Here is a 23,508-nt window from a genome sequence, read left to right on the forward strand (position 1 = left end):
AATGAAAAAACAGAAAAGAATTACCTTATTAGGAGACATCCTCGGATGTGTTTTCGGTATTCTCATTTTTGCAGTACCGTTTCTCTTCATGCTGATCAATGCACTGAAGGACAGAAAAGAAGCAAATCTTCTGAGACTCTCCCTTCCGACGGAGTGGATGTGGAGCAACTTCAAAGAAGTATTTTCCGCAAACAATTATCAGATCATCACAGCATTTAAGAACAGTATCATCCTCACGATAGGCTCCCTGATCGTGTTGATCATTGTAGGCTCCATGGCAGGCTATGTTCTTCAGAGAAGATCTGACAGACCTGTAAAGATCGTGGATACACTTGTTATGACAGGTCTTATGATCCCTCCTGCGATCCTTCCTACCATCTGGGTTATGCAGGGACTTCATATTTATAAAACCATGTTTGGTATGATCATGGTTGAGACAGCACTTCAGATTCCATTTACCATTATGCTTTATAAGGGATTTATGAATACGATCCCGGTAGAGCTTGAAGAGGCCGGATATATTGACGGTTGTACGAGAAACAATCTGTTTGTAAAGATTATTTTCCCTCTTTTGAAACCGGTTACTTCCACAATCATTATCCTGAATGCGGTAACGATCTTCAATGACTTTACAAACCCGCTGTATTTCCTTCCCGGAAATGACAACGTAACAGTTCAGCTTACTCTTTACAACTTCATGGGAAGATATTCCAGTTCCTACAATCTGCTGTTTGCAGATGTACTGCTTATCACCATTCCGATGCTGATCCTCTTCCTGTTCTTCAACAAGAAGATTGTAGATGGTATGGTAGCCGGAGCTGTCAAAGGCTGATGCAAAACAGGTTACCAAATATGCAAGATCAGTTTTGTATGGTAAGATTTAAGATGCCGTGCAACTGGGAAAAACAGATACTCTGCTGTACAGGCGGGGTATCTGTTTATTACTATATACAGATGAAATGCGAGGTGTTCTTATGAAATTCCGTACAAAACTGATCTTAGGTTTTTCTGTTGTAATATTTTTTATATCAACAATTTTGGGGATAGTCTGCTATAACTATAATTTTAGAAGGCTGTCAGAAAAAGCAGCGCAAAATTTGAAATTATATTCCAGGCAGACTGCTTCTAATGTTGACTTTACCATAGATTCCATGAAGCATGTGACAGACTATATCCTGTCGGACCAGGATATGCTCAATGCGATGAAAACGCTTCCGAAGTATTATGAAAACGGCAGTTTTAGTGTCGGCAGGACAATAGTGCACAATGACCTTTTGGATGCGTTGAATTCAGGACTTGCTATGTATTATATCAACAGAAATTTTTACAGAGTGATTATTTTTAATGAATTCGGAGATGTGGCATCCAGTACCAATACCGGTTCCAAGCTTACCAATAAGGCAAGAAATACATCCAACATCAAATGGCTGGATTCAGCAGACAGAATGCACGGTAAACCGATCCTGATAGCACCACATATGGATGGCTGGGGAATCCGGGAAAGCGAGGAAGTTTTTTCTCTGGCCAGAAAAGTACAGGGCGGAGATTTCGGATATATTGAAGTTCAGTATGCTACGGATGAACTGAAGGATATATTTGAGATTCCGGATTCCGATATTAAAGTTGTGGCGTTTCTTCCGGGAGGAGAAGTATTGTATCAGTCTGAGGGATTGACTGGCGATCTGGTAAGCTACATGAAGAAGCATCCGGAAGTAACAAAAATGGATTCCATTACCGTTTCTTCAGACACGAGCATGTGGGCATCGGCATCAGAAGTGTCAGATAATTACGGGATCCGGGTGGTTGCACTGGAGAAAAAGACGGAGATCGTTGCGGGCATGAAGGAAGCGGTGATGATCGCACTGGGAATGGCTGTCGGCTGTTTTGTGATCTCTATGGGAGTGGTGATCTTTATTGCAAGCAGGCTTTCCAAGCCACTTACTGCACTGAAGGATCAGATGGAAAATACCGGGCTCGAGAATCTGGATGCAGAGCTTGCAGTTCCGGATACAGATGATGAAGTGCAGGCAGTAGGAATCGCATACCAGAACCTGATGCGTCGACTGAACGAATCCATTGTAAAGGAAAAACGAATGTCTATTCTGCAGCTTCAGGCTCAGTTTGATACCCTTCAGGCTCAGGTTAATCCGCATTTTCTCTATAATGTACTGAATGTGATATCGAGCAGAGGCATTATGGACGGTGATGAGGAAATCTGTGAGATATGCGGCTGTCTGGCAGCCATGCTCCGATATTCCACAAACACAAAGGAGAGATACGCAACGGTAGAAAAAGAGCTGGAGTATCTTGAGCGTTATATTTTTCTGCTGAAATCCAGGTATGAGCATCGCCTGGAAGTGGAAGTAGACTGTGAGGAATCCGTAAAACATGAACAGCTTCCCAAGATTGTGCTGCAGCAGCTGGTGGAGAACAGCATACAGCATGGATATAATAACAGCAAAAATATCATGAAAATTTATGTACGTGGCTGGCGGGATGAAACCGGCTGGTACTTTGAAGTACGGGATAACGGACAGGGTGCCACAGATGAAGTATGTGAAGAGTTAAAACAAAAAATGAAAAAAATCCGGAAAAAGATCATGTCCAGAGGAAGCAGCATAGAGATGGAAATCGGAGGTATGGGACTGGCGAATACCTATGCCAGAATGTTCCTTCTGTACAATGGAAGAGCAGTATTCCGGATACGAAACCTTGAAGAAGGATTAAGCGTCATCATAGGAGTATCGGAAAAGGAGGTCGAAGCCGATGTATCAGGTGATGGTCGTTGATGATGAGCCGATGGCAGCCAGTCTGATCGTCAACATTATAAAACAGAAATACAACAAGTTCGAGATTATGGGAACTGCTTATAACGGTGAAGAAGCACTGGAGCTGATACAGGAAAAAGGAGAACCGGATATTTTGATCACAGATATCCAGATGCCGGTAATGAACGGATTGAAGCTTGTGGAAGAAACAAAAAAGCAATATCCCAATGTGATCAGTGTGATCGTCAGTGGATATCAGGAATTTGAGTATGCAAAACAGGCAATTGCTTTTGGGGTGTGTGATTATATCCTGAAACCGATCGTGCCCTCGGAATTTTCCAAACTGATCACCAGGATAGAAGAAAAGCTGAAACAAAAATATTACAAAGAACGAAATACACTGATACACAAGATGGTAAATGAAATTCCTGTGGATGAAAAAACACTTTGGAGATATTTTCAGTCAGAATGTTATTACGGGGCCATTGTAAGACTGAACGGACTTCCCAGTCGTTACGGGGAACGGGGGAAAAAGGAAGTCTTTTCAGACATCAATGAGATGATGATCGCATATGGACGTGACACTCAGGAGACACTGTATCTCTGTCCGGGAGAACTGGTCAGTGATGAGGATTATGAACAGATGATCAGGAGACGTATTGGAAAAGAACAGCCGGAAGCTGCATATGTGACGTCTGTGATCCGGCGGAGATCAGTTCCGGCAGCACAGATCGGAGAAATGATGCGAGAGCTTTACCGGAAGCTGGATTCTTCTATTATCCTTGGAAAAAATCAGACATTGCTCCTGGAGGAAACCGCATCGCAGGTTCAAGCTGGAAGACCGGGAAAGGATTACGAATATCTGGAAGAGTTGGAATATCTGGCTGGCAAACAGAAGTACGACCGGCTTCAGAAGGAAGTAGAAGCACTGATCAGCAGGTGGGTGCAGGAAGAACATCCTCAGCTGTGGATCGAAGGACGTGTGCGGCAGATAGGCTATCTGCTTCAGCGTTATGATGCAGGAAATCGGGATTACCGGGAGTCAGAATTTCTTATGGATGATATTTTTTCCACTGCAGAAAATGTGGAACAGCTTTGCAACGGGATTTCCGATATCTTTTTTAAGGATATAAAGGAAGATCTGGCATCCACACAGAAAACAGATACCGAAGAATATTTTGAGAGTGTGAAAGAATACATCCGAAAACACATGGCGGAACAGCTGTCTCTGCACAGTGTGAGCAAAGCAGTGGGAGTTTCCCAGACATATTTAAGCAGACTTTTCAGAAGGTATGAGGATGCATCTTTTAATACTTATCTGACAGCACTTCGCATGGAGAAGGCAAAGCTTCTTCTTCAGCGTGAAGAGAAGATGTATGTGAAAGATGTTGCGGAAAAGGTAGGATACAAAGATCAGTTTTATTTCAGTCGTATTTTTTATTCCTATACAGGAGTGAGACCATCAGAATATGTTGAGAAAGAAAATCATGGGATGATATAACAAAAATAATATTAATCTAAAATGGAGGGTTAAGGTATGCTGTATCATAATGGGGAAAAGCTTACAAAAGAGAAATTTCAGGATCCGGGAAGCGAGTACAGAGCGGCTCCGTTCTGGGCATGGAACTGTAAGATGACAGAAGCGGAGATCGACAATACTCTGGATGCTCTGAAGGCGATGGGAATGGGCGGCGGACATATCCACTGCCGCACAGGAATGGATAATCCTTACATGGGCGAAGAGTTTCTGGATCTGGTAAAATATTCCTGGAAAAAAAGCCTGGAAAAAAATATGCTGACCTGGCTGTATGATGAAGACCGCTGGCCATCCGGAGCAGGCGGCGGACTGGTAACAAGAGACCACAAATACAGGATCCGTTTTCTGCTTTTCACTCCGGAGTGCCAGGATGGAAAAGAGATTGAAAACAGCGAACTTCGTTCTTCCGGACAGGCGATCCGAAGCAATGAGCGTACATTTCTTGGAAAATATCAGGTACGGCTGGAGGATGGTTACCTTACAGAGTATGAAAAGATCGATGAGGATGCACCGCTGAAGGAGGGATTTCAGGAATGGTTTGCCTATCTTGAGGTGTCCGGTGATAATCCATGGTTTAACAATGAGGCGTATCTGAACACACTGGATAAAGAGGCAGTGGAGCGTTTTATCCAGGTAACCCACGAGAAGTATTATGAAAATCTGGGAGAGGAGTTTGGGAAAACCATTCCTGCCATCTTTACAGATGAGCCGCAATTTTCCCATAAACAGTGCCTGGATTTTGCAGATGAGCGGATGGATGTGACCATTCCATATACCGATGATCTGGAAGAAACTTTCCGTGATGCATATGGACATAGCCTTCTTAAGCATCTTCCGGAACTGTTCTGGGAACTTCCGGGAGATGCAGTTTCCAGAATCCGTTATGAGTATCATGACCACATTGCGGAGCGTTTTGCAGAGGCTTTTGCGGATACTGTGGGAGGCTGGTGTAAGGAACATGGCATTGCCCTGACCGGACATATGATGGAGGAGCCGACTCTGGAAACACAGACAGCGGCCCTGGGAGAAGCCATGCGTTCCTATCGTTCCTTTGAGATCCCGGGAATTGATATGCTTTGTGACAGAAGAGAATTTTCTACTGCAAAGCAGGCAGAAAGTGCTGTGCACCAGTTTGGAAGAGAGGGAATGACAAGTGAACTTTATGGTGTTACAAACTGGGATTTTGATTTCCGGGGCCATAAGCTTCAGGGGGACTGGCAGGCAGCTCTTGGAGTAACGGTCCGTGTGCCGCATCTGACCTGGACCTCCATGGCAGGTGAGGCAAAACGTGATTATCCGGCTTCTATCAGCTACCAGTCACCGTGGTATAAAGAATATCCTCTTGTGGAGAATTATTTTGCAAGAGTCAATACAGCTCTCACAAGAGGCGTTCCGCATGTGAAGCTGGCAGTGATCCATCCGGTAGAGTCTTACTGGCTTTTCTGGGGACCGAAGGAGCAGACAGCACCAATCCGTGAGGAGATGGATGAAAACTTTATCCATATGATCGAATGGCTGCTTTATGGTACCGTTGATTTTGATTTTATTTCAGAGTCTCTGCTTCCGGATCTGAATCAGGGACAGGAAGAGGAAAAACTTCTGAAGGTGGGAGTAATGAAATATGATACAGTTCTCGTACCGAACTGCCTGACACTTCGAAGCTCTACCTTGGAGATTCTTGAGAAATTTAAGGAAAGAGGCGGCCGGGTGATCTTTGCAGGACAGCTTCCGAAATATGCAGATGCCCGTCCGTCAGACAGAGGTGCGAAGCTGGCAGAGAAGTGTGAGATTGTGTCATTCAGTAAGTACCGTCTGCTGGAAGCTGTGAAAGAGGCAAGAGATATCGAGGTACTTGAGGATGACGGTAAACCAGCTACAAACCTGATCTACCAGATGAGAGAAGAGGGAGAAAACCGCTGGCTGTTCCTGTGTCATGTAAACCGTACAGAGAAGGTCTCCGATGCCTGTATCGTGATCAATGAACTGCAGGAGCGTAAGAAAAATCAGGATCTTCCAAGAGAAGAAAAACTTCGCATCCGTATCCGTGGATCCTGGAAGTTGACGGTATATGATGCCATGACAGGTGAAATTTATCCGGTGAAAGCAGAGTACCATAAAGGGGACACTGTTCTGGAACGAAGCATGTTTGATCACGACAGTCTTCTTCTCTGGCTGGAGCCGGCTGGCACAGCATCCATGGTATCAGAAGAATTGCTTTCTGAAACAGATAATGCTGAGAATACTGAGAATGGTTCTGCAAGTGAGGAGAAGAAATGTAGCTGCCAGCTGGATATTTCCGATCAGGTGGAGATTGTTCGCAGTGAGCCGAATGTAAGTATTCTGGATCTGGCTGAATATGCGTTTGACGGTGGGGAGTGGCAGCCGGAGGAAGAGATTCTCCGCATTGACAATCTGTTCCGTGAGAAACTGGGATATCCGCTCCGCATGGAGGCTTTTGCACAGCCGTGGACCAATGACAGAGAGGAAGGCTTTGAACATACTTTGTCCCTGCGATTCCATATTCATACAGAGGTTCTGTTGGAAGGGATTTTCCTTGCCATGGAAAATGACGGGAAAACCAGAATATTCCTGGATGAGAAAGCAGTGGAAAACCGTGCAGAGGGATGGTATACAGATCACTGTATCCGCAAAGTGCCGCTTCCGAAGATGGAATCCGGAGAGCATGAACTGGTTGTGGAGATCCCTTACAATTCCAAAGTGAATATCGAAGCAATGTTCCTGCTGGGAGAGTTTTCCGTGAAAGTTGTGGGAAGAGATCAGGTGCTGGATGCGGTGAGCCACAAGGCAGCCTTCAGTGATCTTACCGTTCAGGGTTATCCGTTCTATGGTGGAAATGTGACATATAAAATTCCATTTATCAGCAAAGGCGGAGAAGTAAATGTACGGGCAAATCTGTTCCGCGCACCGGTTATGAAGGCTTCTGTGGATGGAAAAGAAGCGGGGTATATTGCATTTTCTCCTTATGAGGTATCTCTTGGTGAACTGCCGTCAGGAGAGCATCTCCTGGAGCTGACTGTATTTGGAAACAGGGTGAATACATTTGGAACCTTACACAACTGTGACCAGAAAGAAGACTGGTATGGACCAAATGCATGGAGGACAACCGGTGACCTCTGGTCCTATGAGTATCAGATAAAACCGTCAGGCCTTCTGAAAGCGCCGGTTTTTGTAGAGAAAAATTAAGGCTTGTAATTATAAAAAGAGCGCGTTATAATGAACCCATAAAAAAGAAAATTTCTTCGGGGCAGGGTGTGATTCCCTACCGGCGGTATAGTCCGCGACCCGCTTTGGCGGCTGATCTGGTGAGATTCCGGAACCGACAGTAAAGTCTGGATGAGAGAAGAACGCGCAGTATTTGAAGAACGTGCTCAGTGCCCCGGGAAGAAGCTCCCGGGGCTTTTTATGTGAAGAAATTTTTTTCGCATAAAGATTTCTTGTAGAAATTTTCTTTGAATATTTCTGAAGAAGGAGAGAGAGTTATGAGTGAACAGATATTACAGAGAGGAAATGCCGTGGAAAGAAGCAGAACAAGAACCATCGCGCAGGTAGCCATGCTTGGTGCTGTGGCAGGAGTATTGATGAATCTTGAGTTTCCGATTCCTTTTCTTGCACCGTCTTTTTATCAGCTTGATTTTTCCGAGGTACCGGTTATGGTAGGAACTTTTGCCATGGGACCTGTGGCAGGTATTCTGATCGAGCTTGTGAAGATCCTTGTACATCTTGTGACCAAGGGAACTATGACAGCCGGTGTTGGTGATGTTGCCAACTTCCTGTTTGGATGTGCCTATGTGGTACCGGCCGGCCTGATCTATCGTTTCCATCACAAAAAAAGCAGAGTACATGCAGTTGCAGGTATGGCAGTGGGAACTGTTCTGACAGCAATCCTTGCATGTTTCATCAATGCTTTTGTACTGCTTCCGGCTTACGGTAAGGCTTTTGGAATGCCGATCGAGACCTTTATCCAGATGGGAAGCGCAGTACACAGTTCCGTAAACGGACTGCTTACCTTTGCACTGCTGATCATTGTACCGTTTAATATCTTTAAATATGCACTGACATCTCTGATCGTGTTTGTGATTTATAAGAAGATCCGTGTTGTACTGAAGGGTGACTGATCATAAGCAGTTGCCGGAGGATGAAGAAAAGATCAGAAATTGGTGGTTTCAGATAAATATCTGAGAATGTGAGAAATGCCATGTAATATATTGCCGATGGGCAGTAAATTACATGGCATTTTTTATGTCAGGCGTTTTGTTCAGCAGCTTTCATGACTCCGAGCTCACGTCTGGCAAAAACAACGGCCAGTATAAATGCAGAGGTATCTGCAATTGGTCCTGCGTACATGACGCCATCGATTCCGAAGCAAATCGGGAAAATGACGATCAGTGGCAGCAGGAAGAGCACCTGTCTTGTAAGGGACATGATCACACCAAGCCTGGCTTTTCCAATGGATGTAAAAAAGCCGGCGGACATAGGCTGGATTCCGTTGGCAAAGGTCATCAGCATGAAGATGCGGAGATATTTTTCTGCAAAATGAAAGTACAGGTCGCTGCCGTTTCCGAAGATGCCTACGATCTGATGTGGGAAGAACTGGAAGCAGATAAAAAATATGGTTGCGATCACAGTACATAAGATTACGGAATAGCGGTATGTCTGGCGCACGCGGCTGTATTTTTCGGCACCGTAATTAAAGCCCCAGATGGGCTGGGAGCCCTGGGAGATTCCGATGCAGATGGCCATAAATACCTGGTTGACTTTGGAAATGATTCCTGCACAGGCGATCGGAATATCACTCCCGTAGGCTGAGAGTGCCCCGTAATGGCGAAGTGTATTGTTCATGACGATCTGCACTGCAGCAATGGCAACCTGATTGATACAGGATGCCATTCCCAGAGAAAAAATGGCAGACAGATTGCGTGCCTTAGGAATCAGCATGGAGCGGTCCAGGTACATTTTCCGAAGTCTGGAAAAATAAAAAATGATCAGAAGTCCGGATACGACCTGCCCGATCACGGTTGCCCAGGCTGCACCTTTGATGCCCCAGCCGAATCCAAAGATGAAAAGTGGGTCCAGGATGGTGTTGATGACAGCACCAGCCAGGATACAGGTCATGGAATAGGTGGGACTCCTGTCTGCACGGACCAGGTGATTGCCGCCTGTGCTTAAAACGTAAAAGGGAAGTCCAATGGCGGTGATCCCCATGTAATCAATGGCATAGGGCATGACGTCCGGTGTTCCGCCGAAAAAATGAAGCAGTGGCTTCAGGAACAGAAGGACGATGACAGAGAGTATCGTACCGGAGATTATCAGCGAGGAAAGTCCGGTTCCTGCGATGGAGCTGGCTTTTTTTTCGTTTCCTGCGCCCATTTCCAGGTTGTAATTGGAGGCACTGCCGATTCCAAGGAGCAGTGCAGCAGCAGTAGAGATAATGGTTACAGGAAATGCGATATTTGTGGCGGCGTTTCCAAGCATTCCTACGCCCTGGCCGATAAAGATCTGGTCAACGATATTGTACAGAGCGCTGACCAGCATGCTGATGATGGCGGGAATGGCGAATTTGGTGATCAGGCTGCCTACAGGGGCGGTTCCCAGAGGGTTTTCGGTCTGGGCAGAGGTGGTCTGGTTTTTCAATGTTTTTTCCTTCTTTCTTGTCTACAGTAGCTGTTTGGTAATGTAATAAGTAATTTTTATAGTAGGGTATTTATTATAGCACTATTGTGAAGTGAGTGTAAGTATAAAAAATTGACCTTTGGTTTTGGATGGGATAAAATGTCTTTAGAAAAAATTTTCGGGAAGGAGCTTTTCAGATGGGTAAGATCAACAGTGTGAAAAAACTTACAGATAATAAGTTCGTGAATCTTTATGGGGTGGATGCGACCAGTGTACATGATACGCCGGTTTCTTATTTTGTGGCTTCCAGGGCGAAGTGTGTGGAGAATTTGAAGCTTTCTACGGGGGAGAATCATCCGGACGGGGTGATCATTTACAGTATTTATGGAGAGCAGAGGGATAAGGTTGTGCTGATCCGTCAGTATCGGTATACGATCGGCGGGTATATTTATGAGTTTCCGGCGGGGCTTGTGGAGCCTGGGGAGGATTTCCATGAGGGTGCTGTGCGGGAGATGTTTGAGGAGACCGGGTTGAAGCTGGAGCCGATCAAGGTTGCGGAGGCTTTTGAGAAGCCTTATTTTACGACGATTGGGATGACGGATGAATCCTGTGCTACGGTTTATGGGTATGCCAGTGGTGAGGTTAGTAAGGCTGCTCAGGAGGATAGTGAGGAGATTGAAGTTGTTATTGCTGACAGAGATGAAGTGCGAAGAATTTTGAAGGAGGAGAGGGTTGCTATTATGTGTGCTTATATGTTGATGCACTTTTTGAAGGATGAGGAGCCGTTAGGGTTTCTTGGGGAGATTTAAATGATGGAAGGGGACGCCAGCGAGGGGCTTCTTTCCAGACTGGGGCTTCGTCGGGGGCTGGCTTCTAAGGTGCCGGAATTCTGCTAAAAGCGCTTCAAATAATCTCGAACTCGCGTCTGAAGCCGCTCAAACAGCGAGATTTTTTGAAGCAACGCAGATTTCCGCCACCTAAGAATCAGCTCCCCTCCTGCAGAGTCAGTCTGGAAAGAAGCCCCTCACTGGCTGTGTGTTGGCCGTGAGACGTGTTAAATCTCGTGGGGAGTGTTGATAGTATGGTGGCATGACGGGAGTTGGATGAGCCGTCAGCGCTGCGCTGGACGGCTGGGAGGAAAGGCTGAGTTTCCTTGTGGTTTGACGAGAGGGGGCCATCGGCGCTGCGCTGGACGGCTGGGAGGAAAGGCTGAGTTTCCTTGTGGTTTGACGAGAGGGGTGGCCATCAGCGCTGCGCTGGATGGCTGGGGAAAACGGGGAATCTGCGGCTGCGGATTCCCCGTTTTGATCAGAGTTCTATGAGTTTTCCAAGGTCTTTGTTGTATTTGCAGTATTTGCCGTTTTCGGAGATAAATGGCTGGTAGGTGTCGGTCCGGTTGTCTTTGACGTAGACGATTCCGGTGGCGATCATTTCTACCAGGGAGAAGCGTTTGCTTAAGCTGGAGATCCAGCGGTAGGTTTTTTCGTTGCCGGAGTCTGCCATGAGAAGGTTGTAGCCGCCTGGGCAGGATTCTAGGGTGAAGTAGACTTTCTGGGACCGGATGGAGGTGTTGAAGACCTGACCGGTGATGTAGGTGGAGAAGTTGGTTTCTACAAATTGGCGGAAGGTGTAGAAATCGTAGATCACGCCGGTGGTCTCATCTTTGATCTTGTCGCCGCGTTCGATGCGGGCTTTCAGGAGTTTGAGGACTTCGATGGTCCAATTGATGAAGGAGATGCTGCTGTAGGTCATGCTTTCCTGAAGCTTGTCGACCAGCTGTTTTGACAGAATATTGGATTTTGATGCTTCATTAAAAAGTTCTTCGTTCATAATGTTCCCTCCAGTGTTGAATTTTATATGGTTTTCGCTCTTTTTTTGTATCTTTTATTATAAGTCTGAATTGTATATAAAGCAATAAAAAATACGTAAAATACAAAGGCGATTATTGAAAAGTGATATATAATTAACAGATGTGTCTTAAAAATATCAGTGTTTTTACCGGCTTGTTTAAAAATGGATTGTAAATATCTAGTTTATTTCACTAAGTGTAAGTGAGAAATTTACCAAATATCCCCATTTTATTGATGGAATTTTGTCGTATATCTCCCTTGACATAAAGCCTTCCTCCGGGTGTATCATATGCAGTGTTAAAGGAGGTAGACTATTATGTTTGAGACATTACAGGAGAAGACTGAAGAGAAAGCAATGGTGCAGTTCCTTGAACGCTTTACAGATTATCCATTTCTGGTAAAGTTCAAGAATTCCGAGTATCACATCGGAGAGGGTGAACCTACATTTACGGTGAATTTTAAGAAAGCGATTCCTCTGGCAGATCTGATGAAGAGCACATCCCTTGCACTGGGTGAGGCGTATATGCGTGGAGATCTGGATATCGAGGGAAATCTTTATGAAGCGCTGGATCATTTTCTGGGTCAGATGGGAAAATTTTCTACCAATGAATCTGCTCTGAAAAAGATCATGTTCAGTTCAACATCAAAGAAGAACCAGGAAAAGGAAGTAACCAGCCATTATGATATTGGAAATGACTTTTATAAACTTTGGCTGGATGAGACTATGAGTTATTCCTGCGGGTATTTTATCCATGAGGATGATACGTTGTATCAGGCACAGGTAAATAAAGTTGATTATATTCTTAAAAAATTACATCTGGAAGAGGGTATGAGTCTTCTGGATATCGGCTGCGGCTGGGGCTTTCTGCTGATCGAGGCAGCTAAGAAATATAAGGTTCATGGTACCGGTATCACCTTAAGTCATGAACAGTATGCAGAATTTCAGAGACGGATCAAGGATCAGGGTCTGGAAGATTATCTTACGGTAGAGCTGATGGATTACCGTGATCTGCCAAAGAAAGAGTATCAGTTTGACCGTGTTGTCAGTGTCGGTATGCTGGAGCATGTTGGACGTGATAATTATCAGCTGTTTCTTGACTGCGTAGAAAAGGTTCTGAAGCCGGGCGGACTGTTCCTGCTTCATTTTATCAGTGCTCTGAAGGAGCATCCGGGCGATCCGTGGGTCAAGAAATATATTTTTCCGGGTGGAACTGTTCCGAGCTTACGTGAGATCCTGAACCATATGGCAGAGGACAATTTCCATACCCTGGATATCGAAAATCTCCGTCTGCATTACAATAAGACATTGCTTCACTGGGAAAAGAATTTCCGGGACAATATTGAAAAAGAAAAGACTATGTTTGACGAAGAGTTCCTGCGTATGTGGGATCTGTACCTGTCAGCATGTGCGGCAACCTTCCACAACGGAATTATCGATCTTCATCAGATCCTTATGACCAAGGGTGTGAATAATGATCTGCCAATGACCCGCTGGTATTGATTTTCTCTTTACAAATCTGCCGGAAAGGAATATCATACTTTTATAAAAGAATTAATAAAAGCAATCAAGAGGTTTGATATGGCAGGAAAAGCAGAGAAAAAAAACAATACAAGATCCAGGATCATCACCTATGTGATGAATAACCGGAGCACCTCAAAGGTGGAGCTTTCCAAAAACCTGAATATGAGTATGCCGACTGTGCTGTCCAACGTAAATGAACTGATGGAGAGCGGTGTTCTTGTAGAGACCGGGGAGTATGCATCCACAGGAGGCAGAAAGGCGAAAAGTATCGGCATTAATCCTTCTTACCGTTATGCAGCAGGAATTATGATCACGGCGAATCATGTCGGGATGGTCCTGGTAAATATGCGGTCAGAGGTTGAGAAGACAGAGCGTGTAAGAATGAAGTTTTCTCCGGAGACTTCTTACTGCCTGGAGTTGTCTTCCCTGGTCAAAGATTTTCTGGGAGATATGGAAGCTCCTGAGAAGCTGCTTGGAATCGGAATCTCAATTCCCGGGATCATCAGTCGGGAGCAGCATCTTGTTGTGAAATCGCATGCGCTTAAGATCGAAAATTACAGCCTCAGTTTTCTGGAGCAGGCTTTTTCCTGTCCTGTTTATTTTGAAAATGACGCGAATGCAGCTATGCTGGCGGAAGATCTTCATCTGTATCAGGACGCGATCTATCTGTCTCTTAATAATACGCTTGGCGGTGCTTTCTGTATTGACGGGAAACTGTTTGCCGGGCAGAATCAGAAGGCCGGTGAGTTTGGCCATATGATCCTGGTTCCGGGTGGCAGACCGTGTTACTGCGGCAAGAAGGGATGCGCAGACGCTTACTGTGCATCCAGCGCGCTGACCGGTGAGCGCTATGAGTCTTTGGAACAGTTTATGGACAGTCTTTCCGCAGGAGAAGCAGATGCCTCTGAAAAATGGGGAGAGTATCTGGACCATCTTGCCGTACTGATCTCCAATCTCCGGATGGCTTATGATATGGATATTATCCTGGGCGGCGAGGTTGGCGGATATCTGCCGGATCATATGCTGCCTCTCGGAGAAAAAGTGATGGAGTACAATGGTTTTGACCGTGATACCAGATATCTTAAGAACTGCAGCTACCGGAAGGAAGCATCTGCAGTTGGCGCGGCGAAGCACTTTTTTCATGAGCTGATCAAAAATATTTAACCGAATCAAGTAAGTCCCCTGCGGGGGTGTGAATATCCGATTGACCAAATGCATAGAGAATACGAATCATGCAGAGAAAAGAATCTGCAGCTCCGGCATGGAAGAACCTTGCCGGAGCTGCGGGTTCTTTTTTTATGTGGTGGATAGTGAAATGTGCATAAAAAAACCGGATCGAATTTGTTCAACAGGGAGAATCACCGGAAACCCTATTGACAAATCCTCTCAAAAGAACAATAATGTAATTACTTTAATAAAACAATTAATAAAAGATAATACATAATAAACAAGGAGGAAAAACATTATGATCCAGCAGGTAATGACAAATCCAGGAGAGATTATTTTCAGAGAGGTTCCGGTTCCGAAGGTGGGAGATGACCAGGTTCTCGTTAAGATCATGAACATTGGTATCTGCGGTTCCGATATTCATGTATATCACGGCAAGCATCCTTTTACCAAGTATCCGGTGACACAGGGACATGAGGTGTCCGGTGAGATTACAGAGCTGGGAAAGAATGTCACAGGCTTTCAGGTAGGACAGAAGGTAACGATCGAGCCACAGGTATACTGCGGACATTGTTATCCATGCCGCCACGGCAAATATAATCTCTGCGAAGAGCTGAAGGTTATGGGCTTCCAGACAACAGGAACAGCTTCCGAGTATTTTGCGGTAGACGCTTCCAAGGTCACACCGATCCCGGAGGAAATGTCTTATGAGGAAGGTGCGATGATCGAGCCTCTGGCAGTTGCTGTTCACGCAGTGAAACAGATGGGCGATGTGAAGGGGATGAATATTGCTGTTCTTGGTGCCGGCCCCATTGGAAATCTGGTGGCACAGAGTGCCAAAGGAATGGGCGCTGCGAAGGTTATGATCACGGATGTCAGTGATCTTCGCCTTGAGAAAGCGAAAGAGTGCGGTATTGATGTGTGCGTAAATACCAAGGAGAAAGATTTTGGTGAGGCTATGGTGGAAGCTTTTGGCCCGGATAAAGCAGATGTGATCTATGACTGTGCCGGAAATAACATCACCATGGGACAGGCGATCAAATACGCAAGAAAAGGCAGCGTGATCGTGCTGGTAGCTGTTTTTGCGGATATGGCCACCATTGACCTGGCAGTTGCCAATGACCATGAGCTGGATATCAAGAGCACGATGATGTACCGTCATGATGACTATGTGGATGCCATCGATCTTGTGAACGCAGAGAAGGTTCATTTAAGACCGCTGATTTCCAAGACCTTTGCCTTTAAGGATTATCTCAAGGCTTACCAGTATATTGATGCCAACCGTGAGACAACCATGAAGGTTATCATCAACGTGCAGGAGAAATAACACCAGGAAATGTACTAACAGGAAATCTCCCGGATGTGGATGTCCGGGAGAGATATAAGCGATAAGCAGTAAACGAGGAGTAACGAAAAACAGGAGGAGTTATGGGTAGTGAAGACAGATACGGAAAGGTACCGCTGATCAGTAAGATCGCGTATGGCTTTGGTGATGTAGGCTGTAATTTCAGCTGGATGTTTGTCAGTAATTTTTTGATGATATTTTACACAGATGTATTCGGGATCAGTATGACGGCTGTTTCAGCACTGATGCTGTTCTCAAGATTCTGGGATGCGATCAACGATCCCATTGTCGGAGGACTTACGGATAAGACGAAGACCAGATGGGGACGGTACCGTCCGTGGCTGCTCATTGCGGCGCCTGTTACAGCGATCCTTCTGATGATGACGTTCTGGGCACATCCGGACTGGTCGGATACATCCAAGATCATCTATATGGTGATCACATACTGCCTGCTGGTGTTGGGATATACCTGTGTAAACATTCCATACGGAACGCTTTGCGGCGCAATGACACAGGACATTGATGAGCGGGCGAAGATCAACACGTCCCGTTCGGTTGCGGCTATGATCGCTATCGGAATTATCAACATCATTACTGTGCCTTTGATCGGAAAACTGGGAAGCAGCAGTCAGAAGACAGGTTATCTTTTGGTAGCTATCATTTACGGATGCATTTTTGCGGCATGTCATATTTTCTGCTTTGCAAAAACAAAGGAGCAGGTGACCACACCGGAAAAAGAAAAGATCTCCATCCGGGTTCAGCTGAAAGCAGTCATGCAGAACCGGCCATATCTTCTGGCACTGGTGGGACAGGTACTGTTTGGTTTCACTCTTTACGGAAGAAACGCGGATGTTCTGTATTACTTTACCTATGTGGAGGGAAACGCGTCTTACTATACAACTTACTCCATGTGTATCATCATTCCGTCCATTATCGGAGCTGCCTGCTTTCAGCCGGTCTTCCGGAAACTGAACAACAAAGGGCGGACAGCGTCTCTGTTTGCGCTCCTTACCGGAATTTCCATGCTTGCCATGTATTTCTTTAATGTAAAAGAATCTCCGGCTGCCTTTTACGCCCTGGCAGGAATCACACAGTTCTTTTTCTCCGGATTTAACACGGCAATCTATGCGATCATACCGGACTGCGTGGAATACGGAGAATGGAAAACAGGTCTTCGCAACGATGGTTTCCAGTATGCGTTCGTATCCCTCGGAAACAAGATTGGAATGGCGATCGGAACAGCGCTCCTTGCGGCGCTTCTGGGAAAATACGGTTATGTGGCAAACCAGGCCCAGAATTCAGCCGTGCTCAGCATCATGAAACATTCCTTTACCACGATCCCCGGAATCCTGTGGATCGTTACGGCAGTGGTGCTGTTCTTCTACAGATTGAACAGAAAAAGATACAATGAGATCGTGGAAGATCTGAAACATGGAAAAAGAGGATAATATGAGAACCATAAAAGCTCCCGGATGTGGCTGTCCGGGAGCTTTGCTTTATATATGGAGAAGTGTTTCAAAATCCTTTTGGCACATAGGTCGGTAATACAGAAAGCCTTGGATTTCGTCACAGCCCTCTGCTTTTAAAAATTCTGCAATTTCTTTTGTTTCCACACCTTCGCATACGATAGATTTTCCCATACGTTTCAGCATATGGAAAACTTCCTGGAGAACGATCTGGGTGTTTTCGGTCAGAGAATCCCCCAGGAATTTTCGGTCGATCTTAACTTCATTAAAGAGCAGATCTTTCAGTGTATTTAATGAGGAATAACCAGAACCGAAATCATCCATGGAGATTTGGATATTCAGCTGCTTCAGGCGTCGGATCACCTGATTGACAGCTTCTGTATTATTTACATAAGTGGATTCTGTGATCTCAAAGGTCAGCCTGGAAGTATCCACCTGATAGGTATGTATCAGCTCGCAGATCTTTTTTACAAAGTTTTCCGGTTCTTCGAAATGAAGAGGAGAAACATTTAAGGACAGCCGAAAATTTTCGGGAAGAAATTCCACAGATTCCTGAAGCCAACGGAAGGTTTTTTCATAAACATAATAATCCAGGCGGATCACAAAGCCGTTTTGCTCAAAAAGAGGAATATATACAGCTGGTGACCATAGCATTTTTTGGTCACGAATCCATCGAACCAGAACTTCCGCACTGGAGATATTTCCATTTTGGGGAGTTACTTTGGGCTGAAAATATATTTGAAATTCCTCGTTTTTCAGTGCCTGATGAAAAGAGTGGAGAATCTCGGCCTGCATTTTTTCCTGGCGGTCGATCTCATCAGAATAAATACAGCAAGGAGAAAGCATTTTTTTGGAAAGTCTACGGGCTACATTTGCACAGGAAAGGATAGTTTCCGGAGTGGTATCGGCATCAGGAACAAGGCAGATTCCGGAGTTGGTACGGAAAAAATTTACATGGAAGGTATTTCTCATACGCTTGCAGATTTTTCGGTCAAGAGCTTGGATCTCTGAAAGAAATGCATCATTTGTAAGATCAGAAATATCTGCAATGCTGATAAAAACATCCGAGAAAAAACGAGTGGTAAAAATGGTAAAAGGTGCACCGGCAATTTCTTCATAGACCATGTTCAGAATCTCATTTCCCAGGGAATATCCATATTTATCATTGATAAAATGAAAGTTTTCCACATCAATGGAGATCAGAGCAAGGGAATGGGTGTTTCCGGTATTACTCTGAATCTGCCGAATCTTTTCGGAAAGAGTTTCAGAAGAAATCGTGGGAATTGCAGTGCCTGCACAAACGGAACGGGAAGAAAATTTTTTATTTGCTGCAATTTTCTTATGCGCTTTATCCTGATACATTTTCTGATCTGCCGCATTAATAAGATCCTGCATCATAAAGTAGTGATTTTGATAGCTGACCTCGTAACCGATGGCATAGCTTAGCGGAAGGGTGGTTCTGCTATTATATTCCTGTACAAGGGAATTCAGTTTTCGGGCCATCTGTCGAAGAGAGGCTTCTGAAGTATTTTGTTGGATGATGATAAATTCATCTCCTCCGTAACGGGCAAGGAAACTGTCAGAATCAAGGATGCGCGTCAGACAGTAGGAGAAGGACTGGATAAATTCGTCTCCTTTTTCATGCCCGTAGGTGTCATTGACATATTTCAGATCATTCAGATCGAACATCATGACACCGATGCCAAAGGTACTCGGACGGTTATTTAGCTCCAGAATCAGTTTTTCCAGGGAAGTTTTATTGTGGACACCGGTGATATCACGGAAGGCTTTTACGATAAGGCGGGAAAGCAGCTCTCTCTGAATCAGGGAAAGGGCAAGAGTCACCACAAGCAGAGCCAGTGCAATTTCCATAAGCCGGAGCATAGGATAATAAGAAACACCGGGTTCCTGAAGAAATTTCAGGAGATACAGGTCAATGATCAGCAGGATTACAAGCGCCAGCAGGATGCATTCACAAAGATGAAGTACACTTTTTTCTTTTTTCATAAATTAAATAAATCTCCTTGTTGTTTACTGATAAAATGGCAGAGTATTTCAGACTTGCACGATGATCATTTTGGCAAAGTCCTGATTGATGCCGATCTTGCTTTCCTGGATTCGTACAATATAAGAGCCGAAAAGAATCGACAGAATCCGTACCGTTGCTCCTTCAAGAAAACCAAGCGTTTCCAGATGATGGCGTTCGTTTTCATTGCCGCATATTTTTTGAATGATATAATCTGTGTTGATATCAGCTAAATTCAGTGGCATAGTTCCTCCGGCAAAATGGTTTTATTTTAAATTAGTTTTAACTAACATTATATCGCAAAGAAAAGATATGTCAATGGTTTGCAGAGTGTTACTTTTGAGTGAAATTTTTCAAAGCAGTTTTATATGGGACGACAGGCGGAGCAGTTTGTGATATGATAAAAAAATATCGTCAATAAATATAAGAATGTTTAGAAATTGTTTAGCCGACAGGCGTATAAGGAAGATGAATAAAAATGCAGCAGGGGAGATAGAAAAATGGATACGGTAAAATAAGATTTCAGCAGACTTTTTCGCTGTATGCAGCGCGCCGAAAGAGGAGAAGAGCTGACAATAGGCTTCTTTGGCGGTTCAATCACCCAGGGCAAGATCCTGAAGCCGCTGATTAATCTTGTGAGCAGCTTTGCCATGGGAACTACGGTTCTGCTGGGGCAGCAGATTGGCTGTGGAGAGCGGAAAAAGGGAGGTCGGACGGTGGGAACAGCTATCGTGATGTTCGGAGTGATCGCGCTGATCATGACTGTGATCCTTGTGATTTTTGCGCCTCAGGTCAGCAGTATCATGAATGCGCCGGAAGAAGCTTTTGACAAGACTGTGGATTATGTACGGATCTGCTGGTAAGTATTTCCTTCCTGATCATTCTTGCCATCGTGAATTCCATGGGTGTGACAGCTTCCGCAGGAGTGGGAGTTGCGGAAAAAGTCTGCGCGTTTATCATGCTGATCTCCTCAGCATTTATGCAGTCCATCTCTGCTTTTGTGGCTCAGAATTACGGCGCGGGACAGATGGACCGTGCAAAAAAAGCACTGCATTATGGGGTGGCAGTTTCTTTTGCCATCGGCGTGGGAATGTTTTTCCTGTCATTTTTCCATGGAGGTGCTCTGGCGGGAATCTTCTCATCGGATACCATGGTTATTGATGTGGCGGCAGATTATCTGAAAGCCTATGCCATTGACTGCATGCTGTATCTGAAAAAGAAGCAGCGTGTATAAAGTGATATGGTACGGGATTATTATGGTAATGGAAATGTACTTATATGAAAAAAGAGGAAAATGCTATGGTTTATACAACGGATTATCAGTCACCACTGGGAACGATCTTTCTTGCGGCAGATGAAAAAGGTCTTACCGGTCTGTGGCTGGAAGGGCAGAAATACTATGCTGCCCAGATAAAAAAAGAAGAATGCAGGCAGGAAGAAACGCCGGTATTGAAGGATACAGAACGCTGGCTGGATATTTATTTTCAGGGAAAAGAGCCGGATTTTATGCCGGCGCTTCATCCGGTGGGAACAGAATTTCAGTGTGCGGTGTGGGAGATCCTGCGCAGGATTCCTTACGGCCGGACGATCACCTACGGTGAGATCGCCGGACAGCTTGCCGCACAGCGGGGTGTGAAAAAAATGTCCGCGCAGGCGGTAGGAGGAGCGGTGGGTCATAACAAGATATCCATTATCATTCCCTGCCACCGTGTGGTGGGAAGTAACGGAAGTCTCACCGGATATGCCGGCGGGATCGACAAGAAGATCGCGCTTCTGAAACTGGAAAAAACAGATATGACCGGATTTTTTGTTCCGAAGGAGGGAACGGCACTGTAGAAAAACAGAAAACGTTTTCAGAAATATGCACTGTTGATTCTTTTATAATTATGATAAAATAAATAAAAATTTTGTACGGGAGGAATCATCATGGAGAATATTTTTCACAGAGTAAGTATCCGAAAATATGAAGACAGACCGGTAGAGAAAGAAAAGATCCTGCAGATCCTGAAAGCAGGTATGCAGGCCCCAAGCGCGTGCAATCAGCAGCCCTGGGAATTTTATGTGGTAACAGATAAAGAGAAGATCAGGAAGCTTTCCGGTGCGACGCCTTATTCCGGCTGCGCGGCAGGTGCGCCTGTTGTGATCGTTCCGGTATATCGCAAAGAAGGCCTGGTGGTACAGTCTATGGCACAGATCGATATGTCCATTGCCCAGGAGAATATCTGGCTGGAAACCGATGCTCTGGGACTTGGCGGTGTGTGGATCGGAATCGCACCGATGCAGGACCGCATGGATGAGGTTCATGACATGCTGGAGCTTCCGGAAAACGTGGAGGTATTTTCTCTGTTTGCCCTGGGCTATCCGGCAGAAAAAAGAGAACAGCAGAACCGGTTTGATGAAAGCAGGATCCATTTCGTGGAATAAAACAGCTGACTGTGAAGAAACATAATGACAGAATCGAGGAACAAAAAATGGAACATATCGCAAGAGATGAAGCATTTGTTTTATTAAAAAAATACAACAAAGACCCTTTTCATATTCAGCACGCACTGACAGTTGAGGCAGTGATGAAGTGGTACGCAAAAGAGCTGGGATATGGAGATGACGCAGAGTACTGGGGCATTGTAGGACTGTTCCATGACATTGATTTTGAACTTTATCCGGAGGAACACTGTCTGAAAGCACCGGAGCTTCTTCGTGAGGCTGGTGTGGGAGAGGATATCATTCATGCAGTGGTTTCCCATGGCTACGGAATTACCGTTGGCTGTGGAAAAACCATTGAGACGGAACCGGAGCATGAAATGGAAAAAGTTCTCTTTGCGGCAGATGAGCTGACAGGACTGATCTGGGCAGCAGCGCTGATGCGTCCGTCAAAAAGCACCAAGGACATGGAACTGAAATCCCTCAAAAAGAAATATAAGAGCAAAGGCTTCGCAGCCGGCTGCTCCAGAGAGGTGATCCAGCGTGGTGCTGATCAGCTGGGATGGGATCTTGCCAAGCTTCTTACCATGACACTGCAGGCCATGGCAGACAGCGAAGATGAGATTCAGAAAGAGATGGAAGCGGAAGAAGTATAAGAATAGTAAAAATCACCAATGCTGAGAAGGGTGTTTTGTGAAAGAAGCCTTTTGCAGAAAAAACTTTTCTGCGGTAAAATAAAAGATAGAATCTGTATAAAATTCAAACAGGCATTTATCGTAGTAAGTTAAGAAAACAGGAAGAGGTGGATAACATGAAAGAATACGAGATCATTATTGAAACGATCAATCCATGCGGCGGCGAGCGTCATTCCCAGCAGGAGATCATTGAAGCGGAGATTGAGAGCCCGGAAGCTTATGTGAAACAGAACGGAAGATTTCCGGTGATCGATACGGCGCAGAATCCGGACGGGGATGTGGTGATCGTAACCGGTGACGGAAACGGTTACATGGTAAGATATACATTTACAGAATAAAAAAACAGCGTCTGCAGAAAAGAAGCTGCAGATGCTGTTTTTTTGTCGAAATGGAAGGCAGTTATGTATAAGGAGGAACAAAACATGAAAGTATTAATGCTTAACGGAAGTCCCAGGGGAAAGGGAAATACAGCACTTGCGCTGGAGGAAATGAAAAAAGTCTTTGAGCAGGAGGGCGTGGAAGCTGAGATCGTGCGGGTAGGACATAAAGACGTGAGAGGCTGCATTGCCTGTCAGCGCTGCTACGAGCTTGGAAAATGTGTCTTTGATGACATCGTAAATGAACTGGCGCCGAAATTTGAAGAAGCAGACGGTCTTGTAGTTGCCAGTCCGGTCTATTTTGCTTCTGCCAATGCCACACTGGTTGCTGTTCTTACCAGACTTTTTTACAGCACCCATTTTGACAAGACCATGAAGGTAGGTGCCAGCGTTGTCTGTGCAAGACGTGGCGGATGTTCCGCCACCTTTGATGAGCTGAACAAATTTTTCACCATCTCAAATATGCCCATCGCATCCAGCCAGTACTGGAATTCCATTCATGGACGGGAGCAGGGAGAAGCAGAACAGGATGAGGAAGGTAAGCAGACCATGCGTGTCCTTGCCAGAAACATGACATTCCTCATGAAGAGCATTGCCCTGGGAAAAGAAAAATTCGGGCTTCCGGAAACAGAAGAACGGGCATTTACTCATTTTATCAGATGACGAGGTGATTTTGATCTTCACCTTACTGTAATCATTGACA

At 45.1% G+C, this 23,508-nt stretch carries 21 protein-coding genes and 1 riboswitch; of the genes, 17 read left to right on the forward strand and 4 right to left on the reverse strand.

Going from position 1 to position 23,508, the window contains the following annotated elements; genetic code table 11:
• Position 1: 1 nt before the first annotated feature.
• From DWX61_RS00710 to DWX61_RS00730, 5 genes are all read left to right on the forward strand, one after another.
• The gene (locus tag DWX61_RS00710) at positions 2-832 is read left to right on the forward strand and encodes a carbohydrate ABC transporter permease (protein ID WP_118623278.1); all 831 of its coding nucleotides are present in this window, start codon (positions 2-4) and stop codon (positions 830-832) included.
• A 265-nt stretch (positions 833-1,097) separates the two neighbouring features.
• The gene (locus tag DWX61_RS00715; protein ID WP_182433920.1) at positions 1,098-2,789 is read left to right on the forward strand and encodes a sensor histidine kinase; all 1,692 of its coding nucleotides are present in this window, start codon (positions 1,098-1,100) and stop codon (positions 2,787-2,789) included.
• Positions 2,767-4,269, forward strand: a complete 1,503-nt coding sequence (locus DWX61_RS00720; RefSeq protein ID WP_118623282.1) for a response regulator transcription factor — start codon at positions 2,767-2,769, stop codon at positions 4,267-4,269. Before DWX61_RS00715 ends, DWX61_RS00720 begins: the two co-directional genes overlap by 23 nt.
• 36 nt (positions 4,270-4,305) lie before the next feature.
• Positions 4,306-7,509, forward strand: a complete 3,204-nt coding sequence (locus DWX61_RS00725) for a glycosyl hydrolase (RefSeq protein WP_118623284.1) — start codon at positions 4,306-4,308, stop codon at positions 7,507-7,509.
• Positions 7,510-7,557: 48 nt separating this feature from the next.
• A riboswitch (FMN riboswitch) is annotated at positions 7,558-7,675 on the forward strand.
• A 130-nt stretch (positions 7,676-7,805) separates the two neighbouring features.
• Positions 7,806-8,441, forward strand: a complete 636-nt coding sequence (locus tag DWX61_RS00730; RefSeq protein ID WP_118512651.1) for an ECF transporter S component — start codon at positions 7,806-7,808, stop codon at positions 8,439-8,441.
• Between the two features lie 127 nt (positions 8,442-8,568).
• Here DWX61_RS00730 and DWX61_RS00735 read toward each other — a convergent pair whose 3' ends face one another.
• Positions 8,569-9,957, reverse strand: a complete 1,389-nt coding sequence (locus tag DWX61_RS00735; protein ID WP_270426773.1) for an MATE family efflux transporter — start codon at positions 9,955-9,957, stop codon at positions 8,569-8,571.
• 176 nt (positions 9,958-10,133) lie between these two features.
• Between DWX61_RS00735 and DWX61_RS00740 the strand changes: the two genes are divergently transcribed.
• On the forward strand, positions 10,134-10,745 hold the full coding sequence (locus DWX61_RS00740; RefSeq protein ID WP_118623286.1) for an NUDIX hydrolase: 612 nt from the start codon (positions 10,134-10,136) through the stop codon (positions 10,743-10,745).
• 499 nt (positions 10,746-11,244) lie between these two features.
• On the opposite strand, the gene DWX61_RS00745 is transcribed toward DWX61_RS00740, so the two are convergent.
• On the reverse strand, positions 11,245-11,766 hold the full coding sequence (locus DWX61_RS00745) for a hypothetical protein (RefSeq protein ID WP_118623288.1): 522 nt from the start codon (positions 11,764-11,766) through the stop codon (positions 11,245-11,247).
• Between the two features lie 336 nt (positions 11,767-12,102).
• On the opposite strand from DWX61_RS00745, the gene DWX61_RS00750 reads away from it, so the two are divergent.
• From DWX61_RS00750 to DWX61_RS00765, 4 genes are all read left to right on the forward strand, one after another.
• Complete coding sequence (locus DWX61_RS00750; protein WP_015526215.1) at positions 12,103-13,287, forward strand: SAM-dependent methyltransferase; 1,185 nt, start codon at positions 12,103-12,105, stop codon at positions 13,285-13,287.
• 78 nt (positions 13,288-13,365) lie between these two features.
• Positions 13,366-14,472: an ROK family transcriptional regulator gene (locus tag DWX61_RS00755; protein WP_118512648.1), complete on the forward strand. Its 1,107-nt coding sequence runs from the start codon at positions 13,366-13,368 to the stop codon at positions 14,470-14,472.
• A gap of 301 nt (positions 14,473-14,773) precedes the next feature.
• On the forward strand, positions 14,774-15,802 hold the full coding sequence (locus DWX61_RS00760) for a zinc-dependent alcohol dehydrogenase (RefSeq protein ID WP_118623290.1): 1,029 nt from the start codon (positions 14,774-14,776) through the stop codon (positions 15,800-15,802).
• Between the two features lie 101 nt (positions 15,803-15,903).
• Positions 15,904-17,268, forward strand: a complete 1,365-nt coding sequence (locus DWX61_RS00765; RefSeq protein ID WP_118512646.1) for an MFS transporter — start codon at positions 15,904-15,906, stop codon at positions 17,266-17,268.
• 48 nt (positions 17,269-17,316) lie between these two features.
• Here DWX61_RS00765 and DWX61_RS00770 read toward each other — a convergent pair whose 3' ends face one another.
• Positions 17,317-19,293, reverse strand: coding sequence for an EAL domain-containing protein (locus DWX61_RS00770; RefSeq protein WP_118623292.1), 1,977 nt, complete (start codon positions 19,291-19,293; stop codon positions 17,317-17,319).
• A gap of 48 nt (positions 19,294-19,341) precedes the next feature.
• A complete protein-coding gene (locus DWX61_RS00775; RefSeq protein WP_118512644.1) occupies positions 19,342-19,557 on the reverse strand; it encodes a FeoA family protein in 216 nt (71 codons plus the stop codon).
• 297 nt (positions 19,558-19,854) lie between these two features.
• Here DWX61_RS00775 and DWX61_RS19125 point away from each other — a divergent pair, with 297 nt between their 5' ends.
• From DWX61_RS19125 to DWX61_RS00805, 7 genes are all read left to right on the forward strand, one after another.
• The gene (locus DWX61_RS19125; protein ID WP_118512643.1) at positions 19,855-20,175 is read left to right on the forward strand and encodes an MATE family efflux transporter; all 321 of its coding nucleotides are present in this window, start codon (positions 19,855-19,857) and stop codon (positions 20,173-20,175) included.
• A 38-nt stretch (positions 20,176-20,213) separates the two neighbouring features.
• Positions 20,214-20,546 carry an MATE family efflux transporter gene (locus DWX61_RS19130; RefSeq protein WP_244789912.1) on the forward strand — a complete coding sequence of 111 codons (333 nt, stop codon included), beginning with the start codon at positions 20,214-20,216 and terminating at the stop codon, positions 20,544-20,546.
• A gap of 65 nt (positions 20,547-20,611) precedes the next feature.
• Positions 20,612-21,148: a methylated-DNA--[protein]-cysteine S-methyltransferase gene (locus DWX61_RS00785; RefSeq protein ID WP_118623636.1), complete on the forward strand. Its 537-nt coding sequence runs from the start codon at positions 20,612-20,614 to the stop codon at positions 21,146-21,148.
• 90 nt (positions 21,149-21,238) lie between these two features.
• Positions 21,239-21,736 carry a nitroreductase family protein gene (locus DWX61_RS00790; RefSeq protein WP_118623294.1) on the forward strand — a complete coding sequence of 166 codons (498 nt, stop codon included), beginning with the start codon at positions 21,239-21,241 and terminating at the stop codon, positions 21,734-21,736.
• A gap of 47 nt (positions 21,737-21,783) precedes the next feature.
• Complete coding sequence (locus DWX61_RS00795; protein ID WP_118623296.1) at positions 21,784-22,389, forward strand: hydrolase; 606 nt, start codon at positions 21,784-21,786, stop codon at positions 22,387-22,389.
• A 155-nt stretch (positions 22,390-22,544) separates the two neighbouring features.
• A complete protein-coding gene (locus tag DWX61_RS00800) occupies positions 22,545-22,766 on the forward strand; it encodes a hypothetical protein (RefSeq protein WP_118512642.1) in 222 nt (73 codons plus the stop codon).
• An 84-nt stretch (positions 22,767-22,850) separates the two neighbouring features.
• Positions 22,851-23,468, forward strand: coding sequence for a flavodoxin family protein (locus tag DWX61_RS00805; RefSeq protein ID WP_118512641.1), 618 nt, complete (start codon positions 22,851-22,853; stop codon positions 23,466-23,468).
• The last annotated feature ends 40 nt before the right edge of the window (positions 23,469-23,508 follow it).

The sequence above is a fragment of the Ruminococcus sp. AF20-12LB genome, assembly GCF_003478985.1.
Lineage (GTDB): Bacteria > Bacillota > Clostridia > Lachnospirales > Lachnospiraceae > Blautia_A.